This window comes from Nocardia sp. JW2 (assembly GCF_051843015.1).
Lineage (GTDB): Bacteria > Actinomycetota > Actinomycetes > Mycobacteriales > Mycobacteriaceae > Nocardia > Nocardia coubleae.
In genome coordinates this window covers 43480-62184 of sequence record NZ_JBPXLK010000007.1, presented here as the reverse complement: position 1 = coordinate 62184, position 18705 = coordinate 43480, and the positions used below count along the sequence as shown (strand labels likewise).

13 protein-coding genes are annotated in these 18705 nt (G+C 70.4%); 7 read left to right on the top strand and 6 right to left on the bottom strand.

All coding sequences use genetic code 11. The features are described 5' to 3' along the window. Nucleotides 1-65 precede the first annotated feature (65 nt). Nucleotides 66-3794, bottom strand: a complete 3729-nt coding sequence (locus tag ACSVDM_RS12555) for an AAA domain-containing protein (RefSeq protein ID WP_439264885.1) — start codon at nt 3792-3794, stop codon at nt 66-68. 81 nt (nt 3795-3875) lie between these two features. Continuing rightward, nucleotides 3876-5678 carry a DEAD/DEAH box helicase gene (locus ACSVDM_RS12550; RefSeq protein WP_067491302.1) on the bottom strand — a complete coding sequence of 601 codons (1803 nt, stop codon included), beginning with the start codon at nt 5676-5678 and terminating at the stop codon, nt 3876-3878. Nucleotides 5679-5740: 62 nt separating this feature from the next. On the opposite strand from ACSVDM_RS12550, the gene ACSVDM_RS12545 reads away from it, so the two are divergent. Next, nucleotides 5741-6598 carry a carbon-nitrogen hydrolase family protein gene (locus tag ACSVDM_RS12545; RefSeq protein ID WP_439264882.1) on the top strand — a complete coding sequence of 286 codons (858 nt, stop codon included), beginning with the start codon at nt 5741-5743 and terminating at the stop codon, nt 6596-6598. A gap of 11 nt (nt 6599-6609) precedes the next feature. Beyond that, the gene (locus ACSVDM_RS12540; protein ID WP_067491297.1) at nt 6610-7230 is read left to right on the top strand and encodes a phosphoribosyltransferase; all 621 of its coding nucleotides are present in this window, start codon (nt 6610-6612) and stop codon (nt 7228-7230) included. Here ACSVDM_RS12540 and ACSVDM_RS12535 read toward each other — a convergent pair whose 3' ends face one another. Together ACSVDM_RS12535 and ACSVDM_RS12530 are read right to left on the bottom strand one after the other, a co-directional pair. Further along, on the bottom strand, nt 7231-8409 hold the full coding sequence (locus tag ACSVDM_RS12535) for an amino acid deaminase/aldolase (protein WP_439264880.1): 1179 nt from the start codon (nt 8407-8409) through the stop codon (nt 7231-7233). Between the two features lie 42 nt (nt 8410-8451). After that, nucleotides 8452-8931 carry a TetR family transcriptional regulator gene (locus ACSVDM_RS12530; RefSeq protein WP_225278834.1) on the bottom strand — a complete coding sequence of 160 codons (480 nt, stop codon included), beginning with the start codon at nt 8929-8931 and terminating at the stop codon, nt 8452-8454. A 394-nt stretch (nt 8932-9325) separates the two neighbouring features. Here ACSVDM_RS12530 and ACSVDM_RS12525 point away from each other — a divergent pair, with 394 nt between their 5' ends. Further along, on the top strand, nt 9326-10069 hold the full coding sequence (locus ACSVDM_RS12525; RefSeq protein ID WP_439264878.1) for a tyrosine-protein phosphatase: 744 nt from the start codon (nt 9326-9328) through the stop codon (nt 10067-10069). Nucleotide 10070: 1 nt separating this feature from the next. On the opposite strand, the gene ACSVDM_RS12520 is transcribed toward ACSVDM_RS12525, so the two are convergent. Together ACSVDM_RS12520 and ACSVDM_RS12515 are read right to left on the bottom strand one after the other, a co-directional pair. Continuing rightward, nucleotides 10071-11309, bottom strand: coding sequence for a class I adenylate-forming enzyme family protein (locus tag ACSVDM_RS12520; RefSeq protein WP_439264877.1), 1239 nt, complete (start codon nt 11307-11309; stop codon nt 10071-10073). Between the two features lie 155 nt (nt 11310-11464). Continuing rightward, nucleotides 11465-12259 (bottom strand): enoyl-CoA hydratase/isomerase family protein, encoded by a 795-nt coding sequence (locus ACSVDM_RS12515; protein ID WP_067637613.1) that lies wholly within the window; start codon nt 12257-12259, stop codon nt 11465-11467. Between the two features lie 154 nt (nt 12260-12413). Between ACSVDM_RS12515 and ACSVDM_RS12510 the strand changes: the two genes are divergently transcribed. The 4 genes from ACSVDM_RS12510 to ACSVDM_RS12495 all read left to right on the top strand — a co-directional run bounded on the left by ACSVDM_RS12510 (nt 12414) and on the right by ACSVDM_RS12495 (nt 18700). Continuing rightward, nucleotides 12414-13133, top strand: coding sequence for a hypothetical protein (locus tag ACSVDM_RS12510; protein WP_439264875.1), 720 nt, complete (start codon nt 12414-12416; stop codon nt 13131-13133). Further along, complete coding sequence (locus tag ACSVDM_RS12505) at nt 13130-14092, top strand: ATP-binding cassette domain-containing protein (protein WP_439264873.1); 963 nt, start codon at nt 13130-13132, stop codon at nt 14090-14092. The genes ACSVDM_RS12510 and ACSVDM_RS12505 overlap by 4 nt, the downstream gene beginning before the upstream one ends. Before the next feature lie 175 nt (nt 14093-14267). Continuing rightward, a complete protein-coding gene (locus ACSVDM_RS12500) occupies nt 14268-15050 on the top strand; it encodes an ABC transporter permease (protein WP_439264872.1) in 783 nt (260 codons plus the stop codon). Nucleotides 15051-15067: 17 nt separating this feature from the next. Continuing rightward, nucleotides 15068-18700 (top strand): ABC transporter ATP-binding protein, encoded by a 3633-nt coding sequence (locus tag ACSVDM_RS12495; RefSeq protein WP_439264870.1) that lies wholly within the window; start codon nt 15068-15070, stop codon nt 18698-18700. Nucleotides 18701-18705 lie beyond the last annotated feature (5 nt).

Below are 18705 nucleotides of genomic sequence, written 5' to 3'. Positions count from 1 at the left end.
GGGGCGAGTCGTCGATCGAGTGCGGGCGGCTGCGCCGCGCGACGGGTGTTGTGCCGCCGAGTGTTTCAACCGAGCTGGAGAAAGCCGCGCAGGGCGGCGAGTTCTTCCGGAGTGTCCGGGAGGTACTCGGTGAGCAGCGGCGAGCGGATGATGATCGCTTTCCACATGGCGCGGCACAGGGTGGCGTGGATGACGGTGCGCGAGAGGAGGGCTCGCATACCGAAGGGGGCATCGTCGGGTGTGGAGGTGGTCATCGACAGCACGACAACGGCGGCTTCACGGCCCCGGAAACGATCAGGGGTGCCGACGAGGACGTCCTCGATCTTGGCGCGCGCCAGCAAGGTTCGGATGCGCGCCACCTGCGCTGCGTAAGGAGCCACGACGAAGACGTCGTGCGGGTGCAGTTTGCGGGTGCGCGCACCGGAGGTCCAGGTTTCGCCGAGCAGGGCGCGCACGCGGCGCACCACCTCGCGGGCCTCGGCGTCGGATTCGGTCGCGCTGCCACGATGTTCGACGAAAACCGTACTCACCCCGGGCGCGATCCCGGCGAGATCGCGGGCGCGGGTGACGGCCTCGACCGCCGTGAGCTTGCCGTCGTAGCAGCTCACCGACACCGGCACGCACACCGCCGGGTGCATCCGCCAGGTGCGGTCGAGGAAGTAGCCGTACTCCGGCGGCAGGGTGGCCGCGCCGTCGCACAGCCACTCCAGGGCCGAAACATGAATCGGCTCAGGGTGTTCGGCCTGGGCGAGCGCGGGCTCGGGATCACCGACGAGCAGCAGGTTGCGCGCGCTCACCGCGACGGCGACGGTGTCGGCCAGCGAGCATTCGCCCGCGTCGGCGATCACCAGCAGGTCGAGCGAGCCGGGGGCGATAAGGGTCTCGTCGACGAAATCGGCGGTGGTGCCGCCGATCACGCACCCGTTCACCGCGTTGTCCAGGAATCGTGGATACCGGCTGCCCTCGATCGCCGACCATTCGCGGCCCACCGACGCCACGTCCTTCTTCGCGACCAGTTCGGGCAGCAACCCGGCCTCCACGACCGCGTCGAAGATCCGCTCGATCACCTCGTGCGAGCGTGCGACCACTCCGATCCGCCACCGCTTGCGGGTGACGAGGCGCTCGATGGCGCGGGCCGTCGTCCCGGTCTTGCCGGTGCCGGGCGGTCCGTGCACAGCCAGGTAGGAGGCGTCGAGTGCGGCCGTCGCCTGGGCCATGGCGTGTGCGATATCGCCGTCGACTTGCGGTAACGGTGCACCCTCGTGCAGGCGGGGCGGGCGCCGCAGCAGCAGGTCGTAGACCGCGTTCGCGGGCACGGACGGCAACGTCACCAGCAGGTCCTGGGCGGTGGCTTCCAGGGCCGCCTCGAGGTCGGCCTCACCGTCGGGTGGGCCGGGGGCGATGGCGGCGGGTAGGTCGTCGTAGGGCGGGCAGCCCGCCGGGAGCAGCTCTTCCAGGCGCACGGTGTCGTCGAAATCGGCGTCCACCGCGCAGCCGAGGACGGTGGCCGTGGCGGTGGCGCGTCTGCCGAGCGTCTGCGTCATGCCCGCTGCTGCCGCACCGTCGTAGATGGTGATCATCTGGGTGCCGGGGGTCAGCGTGGCACCGGTGCCGAGGCGGCCGGTGAGGGTGAGGTAGCGGCGCATCGTCGGAAGCTGGGGTGTGCGATGCCATTTGGTGTCGACGGTGCCCCACTCGGCGACCAGGACGCCCGGTGCGTCGGCCCACTCGCCCACCGGGTGCCCGAGCCGGTCGATGTGCGCCCACCATCTGGGCTGCCGTTCACGCCGGTGATACCCGAGCACCGCGGCCGTGAGCGCGGCCGCCCGGGCCGCGTCGCCGTGTGCGTCGGCGGCGAATTCGGCCAGTGCGGCCTCCAGTGAACCTGTGCGCAACGACGGCGGAATGTCGGTCTCGACCACCGCGAACCGTGGGCCGGGTACCTCGATCCCCGCCTCGGCCGCCCGCTCGAGCAACCAGTCCCTGATCCCCAGCACGGTGGCCGCACGACCGTGTGCGCCCGGCACCAGGGCGGCCAATCCGGCGACATCGTAGGACTGCTCACCGATCAGCAATGCGGTCCGCACTACGGGTGCCAGGTCGACCAGCGCTCCGTCGGCGAGCAATTCGTCGAGCTGATCGGCTCCTACTCCGAAGCGCCCCGACCAATCGAGCAGCGCCGTCCGGACCGCCGACCCGTAGTGATAGACCCGCACATCCGGATCCAGCGCCCGATACTCACCGATGATGTCGAGCAGTTCCTCGAGCACGTCCGGGCCGTACCCGTCCTGTGTCGACGGCCCGAGCTCGCCCCCACCCGTCGCTGAAGTTCCGAGCCCTCCGGCGCCCCTCGCGAAAGCTCCGAGAGCGCCACCGTTCCCCTCGTCGGACCCGAGCCCGCCGTTCCTGGCGAATGATCCGTAGTCGCTCGCCTGCGCGTAGCGCGGATCGGTCGGCGAGGGGTCCGGGCGGAAGACAGTGGTAGTCGCGTCGGCGAGTTCTACCGAGGTGATGGTTCCCCGGCGGTCCAGGTCGATGAGCAGTGCCAGGTCGCCGGGGCGCGGGGTGGGGAGTGCGCCGAGGGCGGTGGCGTCGCGCAGGGCGTAGGTGGGGGTCGCGGTGCGTTCGCGGGTGAGTTGGATGTCGGCTTGGCGGCGCAGTTCGGTGACCGTGCGCGGGGCGAGGCCGGGGACGGGAACGGTGGTGGCGGCGAGGCGGTCGATGGTGAGCACGCCGGCTTCGCGCAGCCGGGCGCGCTGGGTGGGCCGAATCCCCGCTACCAGCAGCAAGTCCCGTGCGGTCGCGGCCGCCGCACGGCACGTCGGGCACTGTCCACACGCCAGATAGCGTGGGTCACCCCACTGCACGGGCAACAATTCGGTGAGCTTCTCCTCGACGACGTGTTCCACCCGCGCCCGTCGCGCCCGGTAGATCGGCTCGAGTTCCGCTGCGATCACGCCCTGTTCACCGGTCGGCGTCGAAATTCGCGCCACAGGGTCGACATCCACCCCGGCCGCCGCCAATGCCTCGACGCACGCGGCCACTTCGACCCGAGCACACAGCTCCAGCCGAACCGGATCGACCCCCACCGACCGCACCGACGCCGAAACCCGCTCGAACGGCGTCCGCCCCGCCGCGAGTTCACGCCGCAACACCCTGTGGTCGTCGGCATCAACGAACCCCGCGGCACCAGAACGGGACTCAGCGAGCACGGGCGACACGCCACTGTCCGCGTCACGGTCGGCCTCGGCGCCCCGGTCCCCGAGCGACTCGCCATCCACGTCGCGGTCCTGCGCGTCGTCATTTCCACGTGAACGCCTGGGCAAGCCGATATCCGAAGGCCCGCCGTCGTCATGCCGAGGCTCATCGCCCAGGGCCCCCACTCGCGCAGGTGCGACGGCACTGTGCACCACGTACCGCGCACCGTCGCGCACGAGAAGGTCTGCCTGGCAGACGAATCGACCGTCGAAGAAGACCGCACCGGCGATCGCCTCGGCACCGGCACGCAGGGCGTCGGTGGTGCGTGCGGCGGCTTCGGTGAGGGTGGTGGCGTCGACGGGATCGGGGGTGGGGATGTGGATCGACCCGTCCCCGAAGTGCCGCAGCAACTCCGGGGAAACGTCGACGGCGCGCACGAGATTCGCGGCGGCGTCGCGGGTGCCGGGGAGGTTGCCGAGGGCGGCGTCGACCGCGCGCAGCAGCGCGAACTCGCAGTCCGCCGCGCGCACGAGATCGCCGACAGCACCGATCACCCGATCACCGGAGACGAACAAACGCGGCCCTCCTGTGTTCACGCACACCCGACGGCAACACCTTAGCCAGCGCCGAGACAGCCCATGGAGCGACCCATGGACTTGTCTACGTGCGGTGGTGCGCTACGTGCGCGGCTTACGCCGTTCGGTACGCGGACGAGCCTCACGGTCACGCCGGGGACCACGGGAATTGAGCCGCTGCGACGGCGGGCCCTGATCCGGCTGCAGCTGGATGAGCACACCGCTGATCCTGGTGCGCCGCAACGCTTCCAGCGTTTCGTTCGGCAGGTTCGCGGGCAGCTCGACGAGGCTGTAGTCGGGCCGGATGCTGATGTGCCCGAAGTCGCTGCGCCGCAGCCCACCCTCGTTGGCGATGGCGCCGACGATCGCACCGGGCACCACGCGGTGCCGCTTGCCGACGCTGATCCGGTAGGTCGCCAGCTCCGCACCGCTCTCACGGGAGAACGACGGCGGACGCGGTCCACGGTCCTCGTCGTCGAACTGGCGCGGTGCACGCTCGCGATCACGGTCCCGGTCGCGTTCGCGACGCGGCGCGGGCTCCGGCTCGGGCGCCATGAAGAAGTTGTCCCCGTCGTACCCACCGACCGCCAGCGCGGCGGCGATATCGACCAGCGGGGTGTTGTGCTCGGCCTCGTAGTCCTCGATCAGCTTGCGGAACAACTCGATCTTGTCCGAGGCAAGGTTCTCGGTGATGGAGTCACCGAACTTCGCGGCGCGGGTCGCGTTCACGTCGTCGACGCTCGGCAGCTGCATCTCGGTGAGCGGATGCCGGGTGGCGCGCTCGATCGCCTTGAGCAGATGACGTTCACGCGGCGCGACGAACAGCAGCGCCTGACCCGAGCGGCCGGCGCGACCGGTGCGGCCGATGCGGTGCACATACGACTCGGTGTCGTGCGGGATGTCGTAGTTCACGACATGCGAAATGCGGTCCACGTCGAGACCACGCGCGGCCACATCGGTGGCGACGAGGATGTCGAGCGCACCCGACTTCAGCTGACCGATGGTGCGTTCACGCTGGTTCTGCGCGATGTCACCGTTGATCGCGGCGGCGGAGAAACCACGCGAGCGCAGCTTCTCGGCCAGCTCCTCGGTGGCCTGCTTGGTGCGCACGAAGATGATCATCGCCTCGAAGTCCTCGACCTCGAGGACACGGGTGAGCGCGTCGAGCTTGCGCTGGTGCGACACCTGCACATAGCGCTGGGTGATGTTGGTGTTGGTCGTGGTCTTGGACTTGACCGTGATCTCGACCGGGTCGTTGAGGTACTGCTTGGAGATCTTGCGGATCGCGCCCGGCATGGTGGCCGAGAACAGGGCGACCTGCTTGTCGCGCGGGGTGTCGCGCAGGATGCGCTCGACGTCTTCCTGGAAGCCCATCTTGAGCATCTCGTCGGCCTCGTCGAGCACCAGGTAGCGCAGCTCGGTGAGATCGAGCGTGCCCTTCTCCAGGTGGTCGATGACGCGGCCGGGCGTACCGACGACCACATGCGCGCCGCGGCGCAGACCCGACAGCTGCACGCCGTAGCTCTGGCCGCCGTAGATCGGCAGCACGTGGAGACCGGGGATGTGCGAGGAGTACTTGCCGAACGCCTCGGCGACCTGGATCGCGAGTTCGCGGGTCGGCGCGAGCACCAAGGCGCTCGGCTTCTTCTGCGCGGTGTCCAGATTCATCAGGATCGGGATCGCGAATGCGGCGGTTTTGCCGGTGCCCGTCTGGGCCAGGCCGACGACGTCAGCGCCGGAGAGCAGTGGGGGAATCGTGGCCGCCTGGATCGGCGACGGCGACTCGTAGCCCACGTCGGCGATGGCCGCGAGGACACGGTCATCGATCCCGAGATCGGCGAAGGTCGGGCCGTTGTCGTGCCTGTCGTCGTCGGCAGGAACGCTGTCGACCTCATTTGTGTTCATTGACCACGAGTTTACTGCCTGGCGGTAGCTGATCGGGCCACCGGGTGAATACGGTGTGACCTATGCAGCTGCACAACGGGTCATCGCATCAGGAACACGCCGCGACGACGGTGCCGATCGCGGTCGTCCAATTCGCCCCGCAGACCGACACGTCGGCCAACCTGGCCGCCTTGCGCGAACACGTGCGAACCGCTGCCGAATCGGGTGCGCGCGTCGTGGTCGCACCCGAATACTCGATGTTTGCGGTGACCCGTCTCGACGAGCGGGTGGTGGCCGCCGCCGAGCCGCTCGACGGCCCGTTCACCACCGGACTCGCCGCGCTCGCCGCTGAATTCGGGGTGCATCTGGTGGCCGGTGTCGTCGAATTGCCGACACCGGACGCGGACCGGATCAGCAATACCCTCGTGGCGCACGGACCCGACGGATCGCGGCTCGCGCTCTACCGCAAAGTGCATCTCTACGACGCTTTCGGGCACCTGGAATCCGATGTCGTCGCGGCCGGTCCGCTGGTGGCGCCCGCCACATTCACCGTCGACAGTGTGATGTTCGGCATGCAGACCTGCTTCGATCTGCGTTTTCCGGAGGGATGTCGGCGTGTCGCGGCGGCGGGGGCGCACGTGCTGCTGCTGCCCGCGCAGTGGATTCCCGGCCCGGCGAAGGTCGACCAGTGGACCACGCTGCTGCGCGCGCGGGCCATCGAGAACACCGTGTACGTGGCGGCGGCCGATCAGTGCGCGCCGCTCGGGGCGGGCGCGTCGATGATCGTCGACCCGGCGGGCACCGTGCTCGCCGAACTCGGCGACGAGCCGGGTGTGCTCACCGCGTCGATCGACCCGGCCCACCTCGCCAGGGTGCGCACCGCCAACCCGAGCCTGTCGCTGCGCCGCTTCACAGTGTCGGCCGACGCCGCCGCGGAGTAGCGTTCGAAGCGATGGTGTACCCGGATCGCGCTGCGGCGGGCCGCGCTCTCGGCACGGCCCTGGAACATCTGCGTGGCACGCACCCGCTGGTGCTCGGGTTGCCGCGCGGCGGTGTGCCGGTGGCGGCCGCCGTCGCCGACGCGATCGACGGGGAACTCGATGTGCTGCTGGTGCGCAAGCTGGGGCTGCCGCAGCATCCGGAGCTGGCGATGGGTGCGCTCGGCGAGAACGACGTGCTGGTGCTCAACGAAGACGTGGTGGCACGCGGCCGGGTGAGCGAGGCGGCGTTCGCGGAGGTCGAGCGCGCGGAACGCGCCGAACTGGCCCGCAGGCGAACCCTGCTCCGCGACGGCGAACCGGTCTCCATGACCGACCGGACGGTGGTGATCGTCGACGACGGCATGGCCACCGGCGCCACCGTGGCCGCCGCCTGCCGCGTCGCCCGCGCACAGCGACCCGCCCGCTTGATCGTGGCGATGCCCGTCTCGGCCCCCGAGGCGGCCCACCGGGTCCGCCCCGAATGCGACGAGCTGGTCTGCCTCTGGACCCCCGACGACCTGGGCGGCGTCGGCGGCGCCTACCACGACTTCCACCAGCTCACCGACGACGAGGTCACCGAACTGCTGCGCTGATCAGCCGAAGCACTGGCCTTCGCCGCGGTAGGTGGGAACGGTTGTGCGGGTTCCCGAATCGTCGACGAGGTGGATCTCGGCGAAGCGTTCGCACAGCTCGCCCGCCTTGGCGTGGCGGAACCAGACACGGTCGCCGATCTCGAGCTCGGACCCACCGGCGAGGGGGGTCTGCACCTCGCCCGCGCCCTCGGCGCCGAGCAGCTTCAGGCCCGCGGGCCAGACCGGCAGCGGTACCCGGCTGGGGCCGGTCGGTCCGGAGGCGATGTAGCCGCCCGCGAAGACGGTGGCGATGCTCGGGGTGGGTTTGCGCAGCACCGGCGTGGCGAAGAACAGGGCCGGACGAGGGGTGAAGGACCGGTAGTGGTCGAAGAGAGTCGGCACGTAGAGGCCGGAACCGGCGGTCACCTCGGTGACATCGGGATCGCTGATCGAGACCTCGATCGAGCCGGTGCCGCCGCTGTTGACGATCTCGAGCGGCCCGGTCACCATGCGCACCGCGTCGAGCACCTGGGTGCGGCGGCGGGCGATCTCGGCGGCCGAGAGTCGCTTGACCAGACGCACGGCCGGATTGTTGTCGGGTAGGCCCGCGATCTGCGCCTCGTAGGTCATCACGCCGACCACCTCGAAGCCGCGGGCGCGCGCCTGCGTCGCCAGGACGGCGGCCTCGCCGGGGGTGCGGATCGGGGACCGGCGAACGCCCAGGTGCAGCGGGCCGATGCGCAGCGAGGCGTCGACGTCGAGGCAGACGCGTGGGTGGACGGTGTCGGTGCCGAGGGCGGCGCGGGCCAGGTCGAGCTGGGCGACGTCGTCGACCATCAGGGTGATCGAGCGCAGCAGCGTCGGCGCGCCCGCCAGTTCGGCCAGCGCGGCACGGTCGAGGGTCGGATAGCCGAGCAGGATGTCGCGGGCGCCGAGGCGGGCCAGCCAGATGGCTTCGCGCAGGGAGTAGGCCATGATGCCCGCGAAGCCGTCGGCCGCGGTGAGGTCGGTGCCGAGGACCCGCTCGAGCACGGCTCGGCAGCGCACCGATTTGCTCGCAACCCGGATGGCGACGCCGTTCGCGCGGCGGCGCAGATCGGCGGCGTTGGCGTCGAGCCGGGACAGGTCGAGTGCCGCCAGCGGCGGGTCGAGGTCAGCGGTGGCGTCGTGCAGGTGGTGCAGCGCTGTTGTCTCGGTCACCCGTCTACTGAACCACCTATCTGGTCACTCGTCCAGTAAATCTCAGGCTTCGACGGCCTTGAGGGTGAGACAGCCGACGAGATCGTCGGTGACGACAAGGATGGTCTCGTCGTTGCCGTCGGCGAGCCAGCGCAGCACCGCGCCGTGGAAGACGGAGACGAGGTAGCTGGCGATGGAGTCGACCGGCTCGAGCCACTGGGTACCCGAGAGCTCGGCACACAACTCGAGGAACTCGGTCGCCTCGGCGTCCATCTCACGGAACATCACGATCGCGGACGGATCGCCCACGTTGTCACCGGGCTCGATCCACCGCTCCCGCAGGGTCCGCAGCGCGGTCTCGTAGGACCTGATGCTTTTCGCCGGCGCGGCCTTCACCACCGGCCAATACGCACTGAGCCCCGCATGGAGGCAGATTCGCAGTGCCCGCAGCCCGGCGGTATCCGAACTCGCGGCGGCTGCTTCCACGGCCCGGCGAACGACGGGTCGCAAGGATGTTTCGGTTAGTTCACGACTGGCGCTCAACGACAACTCCTCGGCAACAAATTTCGCTGCCCGCGGCGATGCGAGCTGGTCGGGAAGGGTCCTCATCGAGGTTAACCACATCCCGCAAGCACGATCTTAGAAGGTTTTCTGGATTCACGAACTGGTTCAGCCATCCTTTTCAGACTGAAAGATTGTTTTGTTACCCGAATGCGACCTTGATAAAAACCGACCATACGGCTCGATTTTGTTTTCGCCCTCGAATAGCTGCCCCCGCTGTAATCGCTTACTGGTCGATGGTACAAGTCGTGGTAGCCGCACTCACGTTCCTGTGGGTGAGCCCACACGTGTCGCGCGGGGAAACGCGCGTCACACACTTCGTGACCGATCGGCCGACTCCGTCAACGCCGGGTCGAACCGCCGATAACCTGGACGGGTGACTCTCTCGCCTCGCGCCGACCAGTTCGCCCTCAGCGGCACCTTCAATTTCCGCGATGTGGGCGGGCTGCGCACCGTCGACGGCGGCACCGTCCGCCCCGGCGTGCTCCTGCGCTCGGCGCAGCTCAGCGGCCTCGACGACCAGGGTCTCGCCACACTCGGCGAACTGCGGGTCACCGATGTGCACGATCTGCGCGGCCCGGTCGAGATCGACCACATCGGCCACGACACCCTGCCCGAGGACGTGCGCCTGCACGTCACCCCGTTCGACTCGCGGATGGAGGAGGCCCCGCCACACGAGGCGGCGACCGTCAGCGCGTACGCGCACATGGTCGAGGTGTACCGGCAGTTCCCACTGCTGCCCGAGGCGGGCGCGGCCATCACCCGGCTGGCCGGCTCGATCGTCGACGGCGACGGCGCCGTGCTCGTGCACTGCGCGGCGGGCAAGGACCGCACCGGCTGGGCGGTGGCCACCGTGCTGCGCGCGGTCGGCGTGCACGAGGACGACATCTACACCGACTTCCTGGCCAGCAATGCGGCGGTGGAACCCCTGCGCGTGCTGCTGGAACCGAAGATCGGCGGCGGCGAGGCACTGTCGGTCGACATCCTCGGCGTGCGCGAGGAGTACCTGCGCACCGCCGACGCCACCGTGCGCGAACGCTACGGCGACACCGAGGGCTACCTGACCGAGATCGGCCTCACGGGCGACCTGCGCGCGGCGTTGCGCGCCAAGCTGGTGTGAGTCAGCCGGTCGGCTCGGCGTAGACCAGGCCGTCGGTGTCGATGCGGACGAAATCGCCCGTGTGGAACCAGGTTCCGCTGAACCGGGCGACGGTCGCGTCGGGGTTGTTCCAGTAGCGTCGGCTGACATTCGGTCCGCGACAGAGCAGTTCGCCGCGACCCTGGCGAGCCTGCGGGCCCGACAGCGCCAATTCCGTTCCACCGAAGGCGAACCCGAGCGCCGCCTCGGTGCGATCGGTGTCGTCGACGAGCAGGCCGATGCCGCTGGTCTCGGTGGCGCCCCACACCGACCACTGCCGCGCCTCGGGGAACAGCGCGCGCAAGGCGGCGGTCAGCGGGGCCGAGGCCGGGGCGGCGGCGCGTTCGGAGCGGTGACAGGCCTTGCTCACGCGCCGCACACCCGCGCCCGAGCGTCGCTCGGCGAAGGCCGGCAGCAGGTCGGCGAAGATGCGCGGGGTGGCCGAGACGGTGTCGATCCGCTCGTTGACCAGCACGTCGGCCAGGCTGCGGGCACCCGGTGCGAGGACGACGGTTCCGCCGACGGCGAAGGTCGGCAGCAACTGGTCGACGCATCCGCTGGCGTGGGCCAGCGGCAGCAGCACCAGATTGCGCACGCCGTCGGCGGGCAGGCCGAGCGCGCCGACCATCGACGACACCGCCGACAAGAGGTTCTCGTTGGTGAGTTCGACCCCGGCGGGCACCGGACCGCGTGCGGCGGCGCCGGTGTAGCAGAGCAGGGCCGGATCTCCCAGTGCCGCACCGTCATCGATGTAGGCGGTGCTGTCGGGCAGTGGCCCGTCGGCGCCGAGCACGAAGTCGGCGCGGCTGTCGGCGATCACGCGGGCGGTCAGGTCGGCGCCGAGCCCGTCGGGGATCAGGACCGGTACCGCACCGGAGAGCAGTGCGCCGAGGAACGCCTGCACCCAGCGCGCGCCCGTCGGCATGTGCACCGCGACCCGGTCGCCGTAGCCGATGCCGTGCCCCTGCAGGCCGCCCGCGATGCGGGAAGCGCTGTGCCACAACTCGCGGTAGGTCAGGCGTGGGCCGCCGACCTCGACCACGGCCTCCCGATTCGTGAAGGAGTGCACGCGCAGGTCGAGCAGTTCGGTGAGCGCGGGGTGCAGGTCGCCGTAGCGGAGCACGCCGTCGGGGCCGCGCCGCAGCTGTCCGCAGCCCAGCACACCGGAGCCGACCGGGGACGACCGGAACGCCCGGAACTCGGGGCCACTCGTGATCGGCACCCGAGCCTCGTGGCCGGGTCCTCGCTCCGGCGCGCCACCCTCCGAGCGTGCGGTCGTGTCCGGTTCCGGCTGACCCATCAAGACCTCCACGTACTCGCCCGGCATGCATCTCCGACTATATGACGTGGATCACATTTCTGTCAGCCGCTCGGGGTTCACTCGCCCTTGTAGGTCGCCTTACCTGGGCCGACATCGAGGAAACTGCGAACGGCACCGCGCAGGTCGGCGGTCTCGAACAGGGCGCCCGACACCTCCGGCGTCACCGAATCCGCGTGTGCCACACCGCCGGAACGCCATGCCTCGATGATCTGCTTGGTCGCGGCGTGCGCGCGGGTCGGTCCGTCGGCGAGGCGGGTGACCAGCGCGCGGGCGGCGGTGTCGACGTCGTCGTGGACGGCGTTGACCACGCCCCAGTCGGCCATGGTCGCGGCGTCGTAGAGATCGCCGGTCATCACGAACTCGCGGGCCCGGCCCGACCCCGCCCGCTCGGCCAGCCGCTGCGGGCCACCCATCGACGGGGTCAGGCCGACCACCGTTTCCACCAGCCCGAACTTCGCCTTCGGCGCGGCCAGGATGATGTCGCAGGCCAGCGACATCTCGAAGGCGGCGGTGAGGGTGAGCCCGTGCGCGGCGAACACCACCGGGCACGGCAGCGCCTCGAGCGGATGGATGATCCGGTCGAAGAGCTCGCGCCACAGTTGCGCGCCCTGCTCGGCGCTTCGCCCCTCGAAGACGTGCACGTCGACACCGCCGGAAACCACTTTGCCCTCGGCGCGGATGAGCACGGCGCGCGGCGGCTGTGCGGTGAGCGCGGCGAGATCGGCGATCAGCGCGTCGATCAGGGGCCGGTCGAAGAGGTTGAGCGGCGGATGATCGATGGTGATCGTGGCGATCTCGGCACCGGCTTCGGTGAACTCGCGCGTCAGTCGGGTCGGGTTCGTTTCACTCATCCGGTCAGCGTAGAACCCGGGCACCGGTCGTGGGAGTGGAGAGCGTGCCCACATCGCGGAACCACCGGGGTGTCGGTAGTCGTTGGCATGATGGGCTGTCGGGACCACAGGTGCCCTACAGTTCGACTCGTCGGTCGAAGAGGAGGACGACGCCGTGTTCAAGAGTGCGATCGAGAAGGCCGTAGTCGATGTTCTCGACACCGGTTCCAAGCTGCAGGCCCCTGCCGTGCGGCGCTATGTCCAGTACCTGCGGGAACGTCATCCCGGGGAGAGCCCGGCCCAGATCGCCGAACGGCTGGAGAAGCAGTACCTGCTCGCGGTGACCGGCAGCGGTGCCGCCGTCGGCGCGACCGCGGCCGTGCCGGGCATCGGCACGGTGGCCGCCCTCGGCGCGGTCGGGGCGGAGACGGCGTTCTTCATGGAGGCCTCGGCGCTGTTCACGCTGGCACGGGCCGCCGTCCAGGGCATCGAGCCCCATGACCAGGAGGCCCGGCGCGCACTGGTGCTCGCGGTCGTCCTCGGTGACGCGGGCATCGCCATCGTGCAGAAGGGTCTGCGCACCCAGTCCAAGAACTGGGCGAACACGCTGGCGGGCAAGGCGACCGGCATGGGCGCGATCAACAGCAAACTGCTGCAGCAGTTCATCAAGCGCTTCATCACCAAGCGGGCCGCGCTGATGGCGGGCAAGGTGCTGCCCGCCGGTATCGGTGCCGCCATCGGTGGCGCGGGTAACCGGGCGCTCGGCAAGGCCACGATCGAGAACTCGCACAAGGCTTTCGGGCCCGCGCCCGCGCTGTGGCCGACGCCGCTGCACAACGTGATCGACGCCGATCCGCTGCCCGCGATCGGTACCGACCCGGCACGTAAGCAGTGAGGAAAGCCGGGGGCGACGCCGTGCTGGTGCGCGGCGTCGGAAAAGTCTTCGACCAGGTCAGCGCCGTCGACGGCATCGACTTCGCGGTGCCGTCCGGTGCGGTGACCGCGCTGGTCGGGCCCACCGGGGCGGGCAAGACCACCCTGCTGCGAATGGTGCTCGGGCTGCAGCGGCCGAGCACCGGCCGGGTGGAGGTGACGGTGGGGCACGGACCGGCCGCGGTCGGCGCGGTGCTGCATCCGCGCGGTCTGCATCCGGCGCGCACGGTGCGCGATCAGCTGTCGTGCTACGCCCCGGTCGCGGGCGTCGGCGGTCGGCGGGTCGAGGCGGTGCTCGAGACGACGGGTCTCGGCGCTCTCGCCGATACCGTTGTGGCCCAGCTGAATCCGGGTCAGCAGACCCGCCTCGCGCTGGCCACGGCGCTGCTCGCCGATCCCCCGCTGCTCGTCCTGGACGACCTGTTCGCCGACGCCGACGGCATGGAACGCGGCTGGTTGCAGGAGGTGCTGCGCGGGCATGTCGGGCGGGGCGGCACGGTGCTGGTGAGTGCGGCCAGCCTGGCCGACGTGGTGTCGGCGGCCGACCACCTGGTGGTGCTGAGCGAGGGCGCCGTCGTCTGGCAGGGCACTCCCGCCAAGCTGCGGCGCGGTCATCCCGACCGGCTCGTCGTCGCCTCCTCCCCGTCGATCGCCCTGGCCACGGCCCTGGCGACCCGGGGCTTCACCGATGCGGTGATGCGCCCGGACGGACGCCTGGCCGTCGCCGAGGCCGACGAGGCGACAATCCGTTCGATCGCCGAGGCGGCCTCGGTGCGGATCGGCAGCATCGTCGCCGACCCCATCCACCCCGACCGGGTCCTGGCCTCCCTGACCAAACCCCGCAGGCATCAGCACCGCCTGCCCACGCCGTCGAACACCACCTTCGCGCCGGCCCCGCCGTCGTTCGGGGTGTCCCGATGACGCCGTCGGCCACAGATCGACCGGTGCGCCCCGCGTGCCGAAGCCGTCGCCCGTTGTCGCCGGCTCGGCTCGCCGCCTGCGGCTCCGGCCTGTGCGGGAATGTCCGGGCCTCCGGACTCCGACCGGGGCTGGCGCGCGAATCCATTTCGGTCATGACTTCGGAGGGGATCACCCGATGACCACTGTGCTGCCCGAGGATCTGCTTCCCGGTCTCGACGCCGAAACGCGCAAGGTGTTCACGCTGCGGCCCAATCGGTTGCTGCTCGTCGGCCCGATCACGGTGGCACTGGTCGCGACGCTGATCACGGCGCTGATGTCGGGCCGCTACGACCCGACCGGACAACCCGTGACGGGGGCGGCCACCATCGGCCTGTACCTGGCGCTCGTCGCGGTGTTCGTGGCCGCGGCACTGCTCGGCATCGGCGTGACCGGTGGCGAGTACAAGCGCAAGACCATGGCCCTCACGGCCCTGTTCGCCCCGGATCGCGACCGGCTGGTCATCGCGAAATACGCCGCGGTGGCAGGTATCGCCCTGGTGGTCGCCGTCGCCGCCGAGGTGGTCGCGATGCTCGTGCTCGCCGCCGCGGGCCGTGGCAAGTTCGAGTTCGGCTGGCCGCTGCTGGAAGTGCTCGGCGCCGGGTTGCTCGTCGCGATGTGCTGGGCGGTGCTCGGTGCGGGCATCGGGTTGTTGCTGCGCACGACCGGTGCGGCGGTGTGGCTGGTGCTCGGCTGGGCATTCGTGCTCGAGCCGCTGATCTGGTTGGTGGCCAAGGGTTTCGGGGCCGGTGGTCTCACCGCCGTGCTGCCGGTGTCCTCGACCGTGGCCGGGGTCAGCGCCGGTTCCTTCGACGAGGCCGAGGTGTTCGCGCCGACCCCGGCCGCGCTCGTCGTCCTGCTCCTGTGGACCATCGCCGTGGGCGCCGCCGGGTGGTGGGACCTGCGCAACCGCGACCTGTAGTGCCCGAGCCCGTTGCGATGACACGGCCCGCTGTGCTGACGCGGCGCGCTGACCGGCCCGGCTGGATCCGCAGGCTGTGGCGCCTGTGCCTGCGGCATCCGCGGCTGCTCGCCGTCATCGCGGGGGCGGTGCTGGCCGGCGCGGCCGTCTCGATCGCGGCACCGCTGGCCACCAAGCGCGCCGTCGACGCCGCCGAAGCGGGCGACACCTCGGTCATCGGCAGTGCCGCCGCCCTGCTCGCGGTCCTCGCGGTCTGCCGATTCGCGGTCACCTTCGCCCGCCGGTTGTGGGCTGGTCAACTGTCACTGGAAGTGCAACACGACCTGCGTGTCTCACTGCTCGCCGCGCTGCAGCGCCTCGACGGAGCGGGCCAGGACGCCATCCGCACCGGGCAGGTGGTGTCGCGTTCCATCACCGACCTGCAACTGGTGCAGGGCTTGCTGGCGATGGTGCCGTGGTCGGGCCTCGCGGTACTGCAGTTCGTCGCCTCGGCGGTGGTGATGGTGTGGCTCAGTCCGCCGCTCGCACTCGCCGCCCTGCTCGTCGCGCCGGTGATGGCGGTGGTTGTGCTGCGGATGCGGCCCCGGCTGTACGCGGCGACCTGGTCGGCGCAGCAGCGGGCCGCCGAGCTGGCCGAACACGTCGAGCAGACGGTCACCGGGGTGCGGGTGGTGAAGGGCTTCGGGCAGGAGGCCCGGATGGTCGACCAACTCGAGGACCACGGCCGCGCCCTCTACGCCGAACGGCTGCGCGCCGCGCGGATCAACGCCCGCTTCGCACCGGTCGTGTCGGCGCTGCCGCAGGCCGGGCTGGTCGCCGTCATCATCGTCGGCGGATTGCTCGCCTCGCGCGGCGCGATCGGGATCGGCACCTTCCTCGCCTTCACCGCCTACCTGGCCACGATGACGTCCTCGGCGCGCACGATCACCTCGGTGGTCATCATGAGTCAGCTCACCAAATCCGCCGCCGACCGGGTGTTCCAGGTGATCGACGCGGCGCCGGTCCTCGTCGACCCCGACAAGCCGACCGAGCTGCCACCCGGCCCGCTCGGCATCGAATTCCAGGGTGTCGGCTTCGGTTTCACCCCCGGCGAGCCGGTGCTCTCGGAACTCGACCTCACGATTCGGCCGGGTGAGACCGTCGCGATCATCGGCCCGGCCGGGTCCGGCAAGTCGACGCTGTCACTGCTGCTCCCCCGCTTCTACGCGCCCGACGCGGGCACCATCAGCCTCGTCGGCACCGACGGCACCCGGGTGGACCTGGCCGACCTGCGCGCCGAGGATCTGCGTGGCGCGCTCGGCGTGGTCTTCGACGACCCGTTCCTGTTCTCCGACACCATCGCGGCCAATATCGCCCTCGGCCGCCCGGAGGCCACCGACGCCGAGATCCGGGCGGCCGCCACCGCGGCCGTCGCCGACGAGTTCATCGCCGAACTGCCCGACGGGTACGACACCGTCATCGGTGAACGCGGCCTCACCCTCTCGGGTGGGCAACGGCAGCGGATCGCGCTGGCCCGCGCGCTGCTCACCCGGCCGCGCGTGCTCGTCCTCGACGACGCCACCTCCGCCGTCGATGCGGTGACCGAGGCGGAGATCTTCCGGCGGCTGCCCGACCCGGGCGGGCGCACCACGCTGATCCTTGCCCACCGCGAGTCGACCCTGGCCCAGGCCGACCGGGTGATCCGGTTGCCTGCCCCGACCGGTTCGGTCGTCCCGGCCGACGCGACCGCCCCGGCCACCGTGCGCCTCGGCAAGCGACCGACCGGCGACCGGCCGCGCTCCATGGCGTCGGCCTCCGCCGACCTCAGCGAAACACCCGAGCTGCGCGCCGCCGTCAACGCCCTCCCTCCGGCGACCGAGACACCCGACCTGCCCGGCGACCCGCGCGCCCCCCAACCCGACTTCGGTCTGCGCGCCCTGCTTCGACCGGTCCGCAAGCTGGTCGGGCTGGTGGTACTGCTGCTGATCGCCGACGCCATGATCGGCATCGCCTTCCCGCCGCTGGTCCGCTACGCCATCGACACCGGTGTCACCGGCGGGCAGAGTTCGGCGCTCGCGGTGTCGGCGGTGATCGGGATCGGACTGGTGCTGGCGAGCCTGATCGTCGGCGCTGCCGTCACGGTGCTCACCGCACGCACCGGCGAACGCGTGCTGTTCGGGCTCCGGGTGCGCAGCTACGCCCAGTTGCAGCGGCTCGGCCTCGACTTCTACGAGCGCGAACTGTCCGGCCGGATCATGACGCGGATGACCACCGATGTCGACGCGCTGTCGACCTTCCTGCAGACCGGTGTCGCCACCGGCCTGGTCGCGGTCATCACCTTGATCGGCGTGGCTGTCGGCCTGGTCGTCATCGATGCGGGGCTCGCGCTGGTCGTGCTCGCCACCGTGCCGCCGATGCTCATCGCGACCCTGCTGTTCCGGCGCGTCTCGACCGCCGCCTACACCGTCTCGCGCGAACGGGTCTCCGCCGTGAACGCCGACTTCCAGGAGAACATCGCGGGCCTGCGCGCCGTGCAGGCCGCCCGCAACGAACCGGTGGCCGCGCGCCGCTTCGCCGAGTACTCGCACCGCTACCGCGAGGCCCGCATCCGCGCCCAGCGCGCGATCGCCTGCTATTTCTCCTTCGGCCTGGCCTGGGCAGACCTCGCCCTGGCCGTCGTCGTCTATCTCGGCGCCAACGCGGTGGCCGACGGCCGCACCACCACCGGCACGCTCGTCGCCTTCGTCCTCTACCTCGGACTGTTGTTCAGCCCGATCCAGGAACTGTCGCAGGTGTTCGACGGCTACCAGCAGGCCAGGGTCGGGCTGCGCCGCATCGGTGACCTGCTGCGCACCCAGTCGTCGATCGCGGCCGACCCACCCGACGCGGTGCACATCGACCGTTTGCGCGGTGAGGTCGTCTTCGACGATGTCCACTTCCGCTATCCGGGAGCGAACTTCCCGGCGCTGGACGGCGTGTCCTTCACCCTCCCGGCCGGGCGCACCCTCGCGCTCGTCGGGCCGACCGGCGCAGGCAAATCGACGATCGTGAAACTGCTCGCCCGGCTCTACGATCTGCCCGGCGAGCCGTCGGCGGGTGAGATTCGGGTCGACGGTGTCGATTTACGTAAATTTGTGCTCACCGAGTACCGCTCGCGGCTGGGAATTGTGCCCCAGGAAGCTCACCTGTTCAGCGGCGATGTCGCCAGCAACATTGCATTCGGACAACCATTCGCCACATCGGTGGACATCGCACAGGCGGCGAGCAACGTCGGTGCGGCCGAAATGATCGCCGGATTACCCCGAAAAATGAACCAACCGGTCGGTGAAAGAGGGCGCGGGTTATCCGCCGGACAACGTCAGCTCGTCGCCCTCGCCCGCGCCGACCTCGTCGACCCCGACCTGCTGCTTCTCGACGAGGCGACCTCGACCCTCGACCCGGAGACCGAGGCATCGGTGCTGGTAGCGAGCCGTTCGCTGGCCCGGGGCCGCACGACCGTCGTGGTCGCCCACCGGCTGGCCACCGCGGCCCGCGCCGACCTCGTCGGCGTGGTCGAGCAAGGACGTATCGTCGAATTCGGTAGCCACCGGGAACTGCTCGCCCGAGGCGGGAGTTACGCGCGACTCTGGTCGGCGGGACTGCACGAGGAGCGAATAGTCTCGGGCCACTAGCTACG

Excerpts from the sequence above, each read along its gene's own strand:
- ACSVDM_RS12545 (WP_439264882.1), top strand. The coding sequence starts at position 5,741 with ATGCAGCTGCACAACGGGTCATCGCATCAGGAACACGCCGCGACGACG.
- ACSVDM_RS12515 (WP_067637613.1), bottom strand. The coding sequence starts at position 12,259 with ATGAGTGAAACGAACCCGACCCGACTGACGCGCGAGTTCACCGAAGCC.
- ACSVDM_RS12540 (WP_067491297.1), top strand. The coding sequence starts at position 6,610 with ATGGTGTACCCGGATCGCGCTGCGGCGGGCCGCGCTCTCGGCACGGCC.
- ACSVDM_RS12500 (WP_439264872.1), top strand. The coding sequence starts at position 14,268 with ATGACCACTGTGCTGCCCGAGGATCTGCTTCCCGGTCTCGACGCCGAA.
- ACSVDM_RS12550 (WP_067491302.1), bottom strand. The coding sequence starts at position 5,678 with ATGAACACAAATGAGGTCGACAGCGTTCCTGCCGACGACGACAGGCAC.
- ACSVDM_RS12495 (WP_439264870.1), top strand. The coding sequence starts at position 15,068 with ATGACACGGCCCGCTGTGCTGACGCGGCGCGCTGACCGGCCCGGCTGG.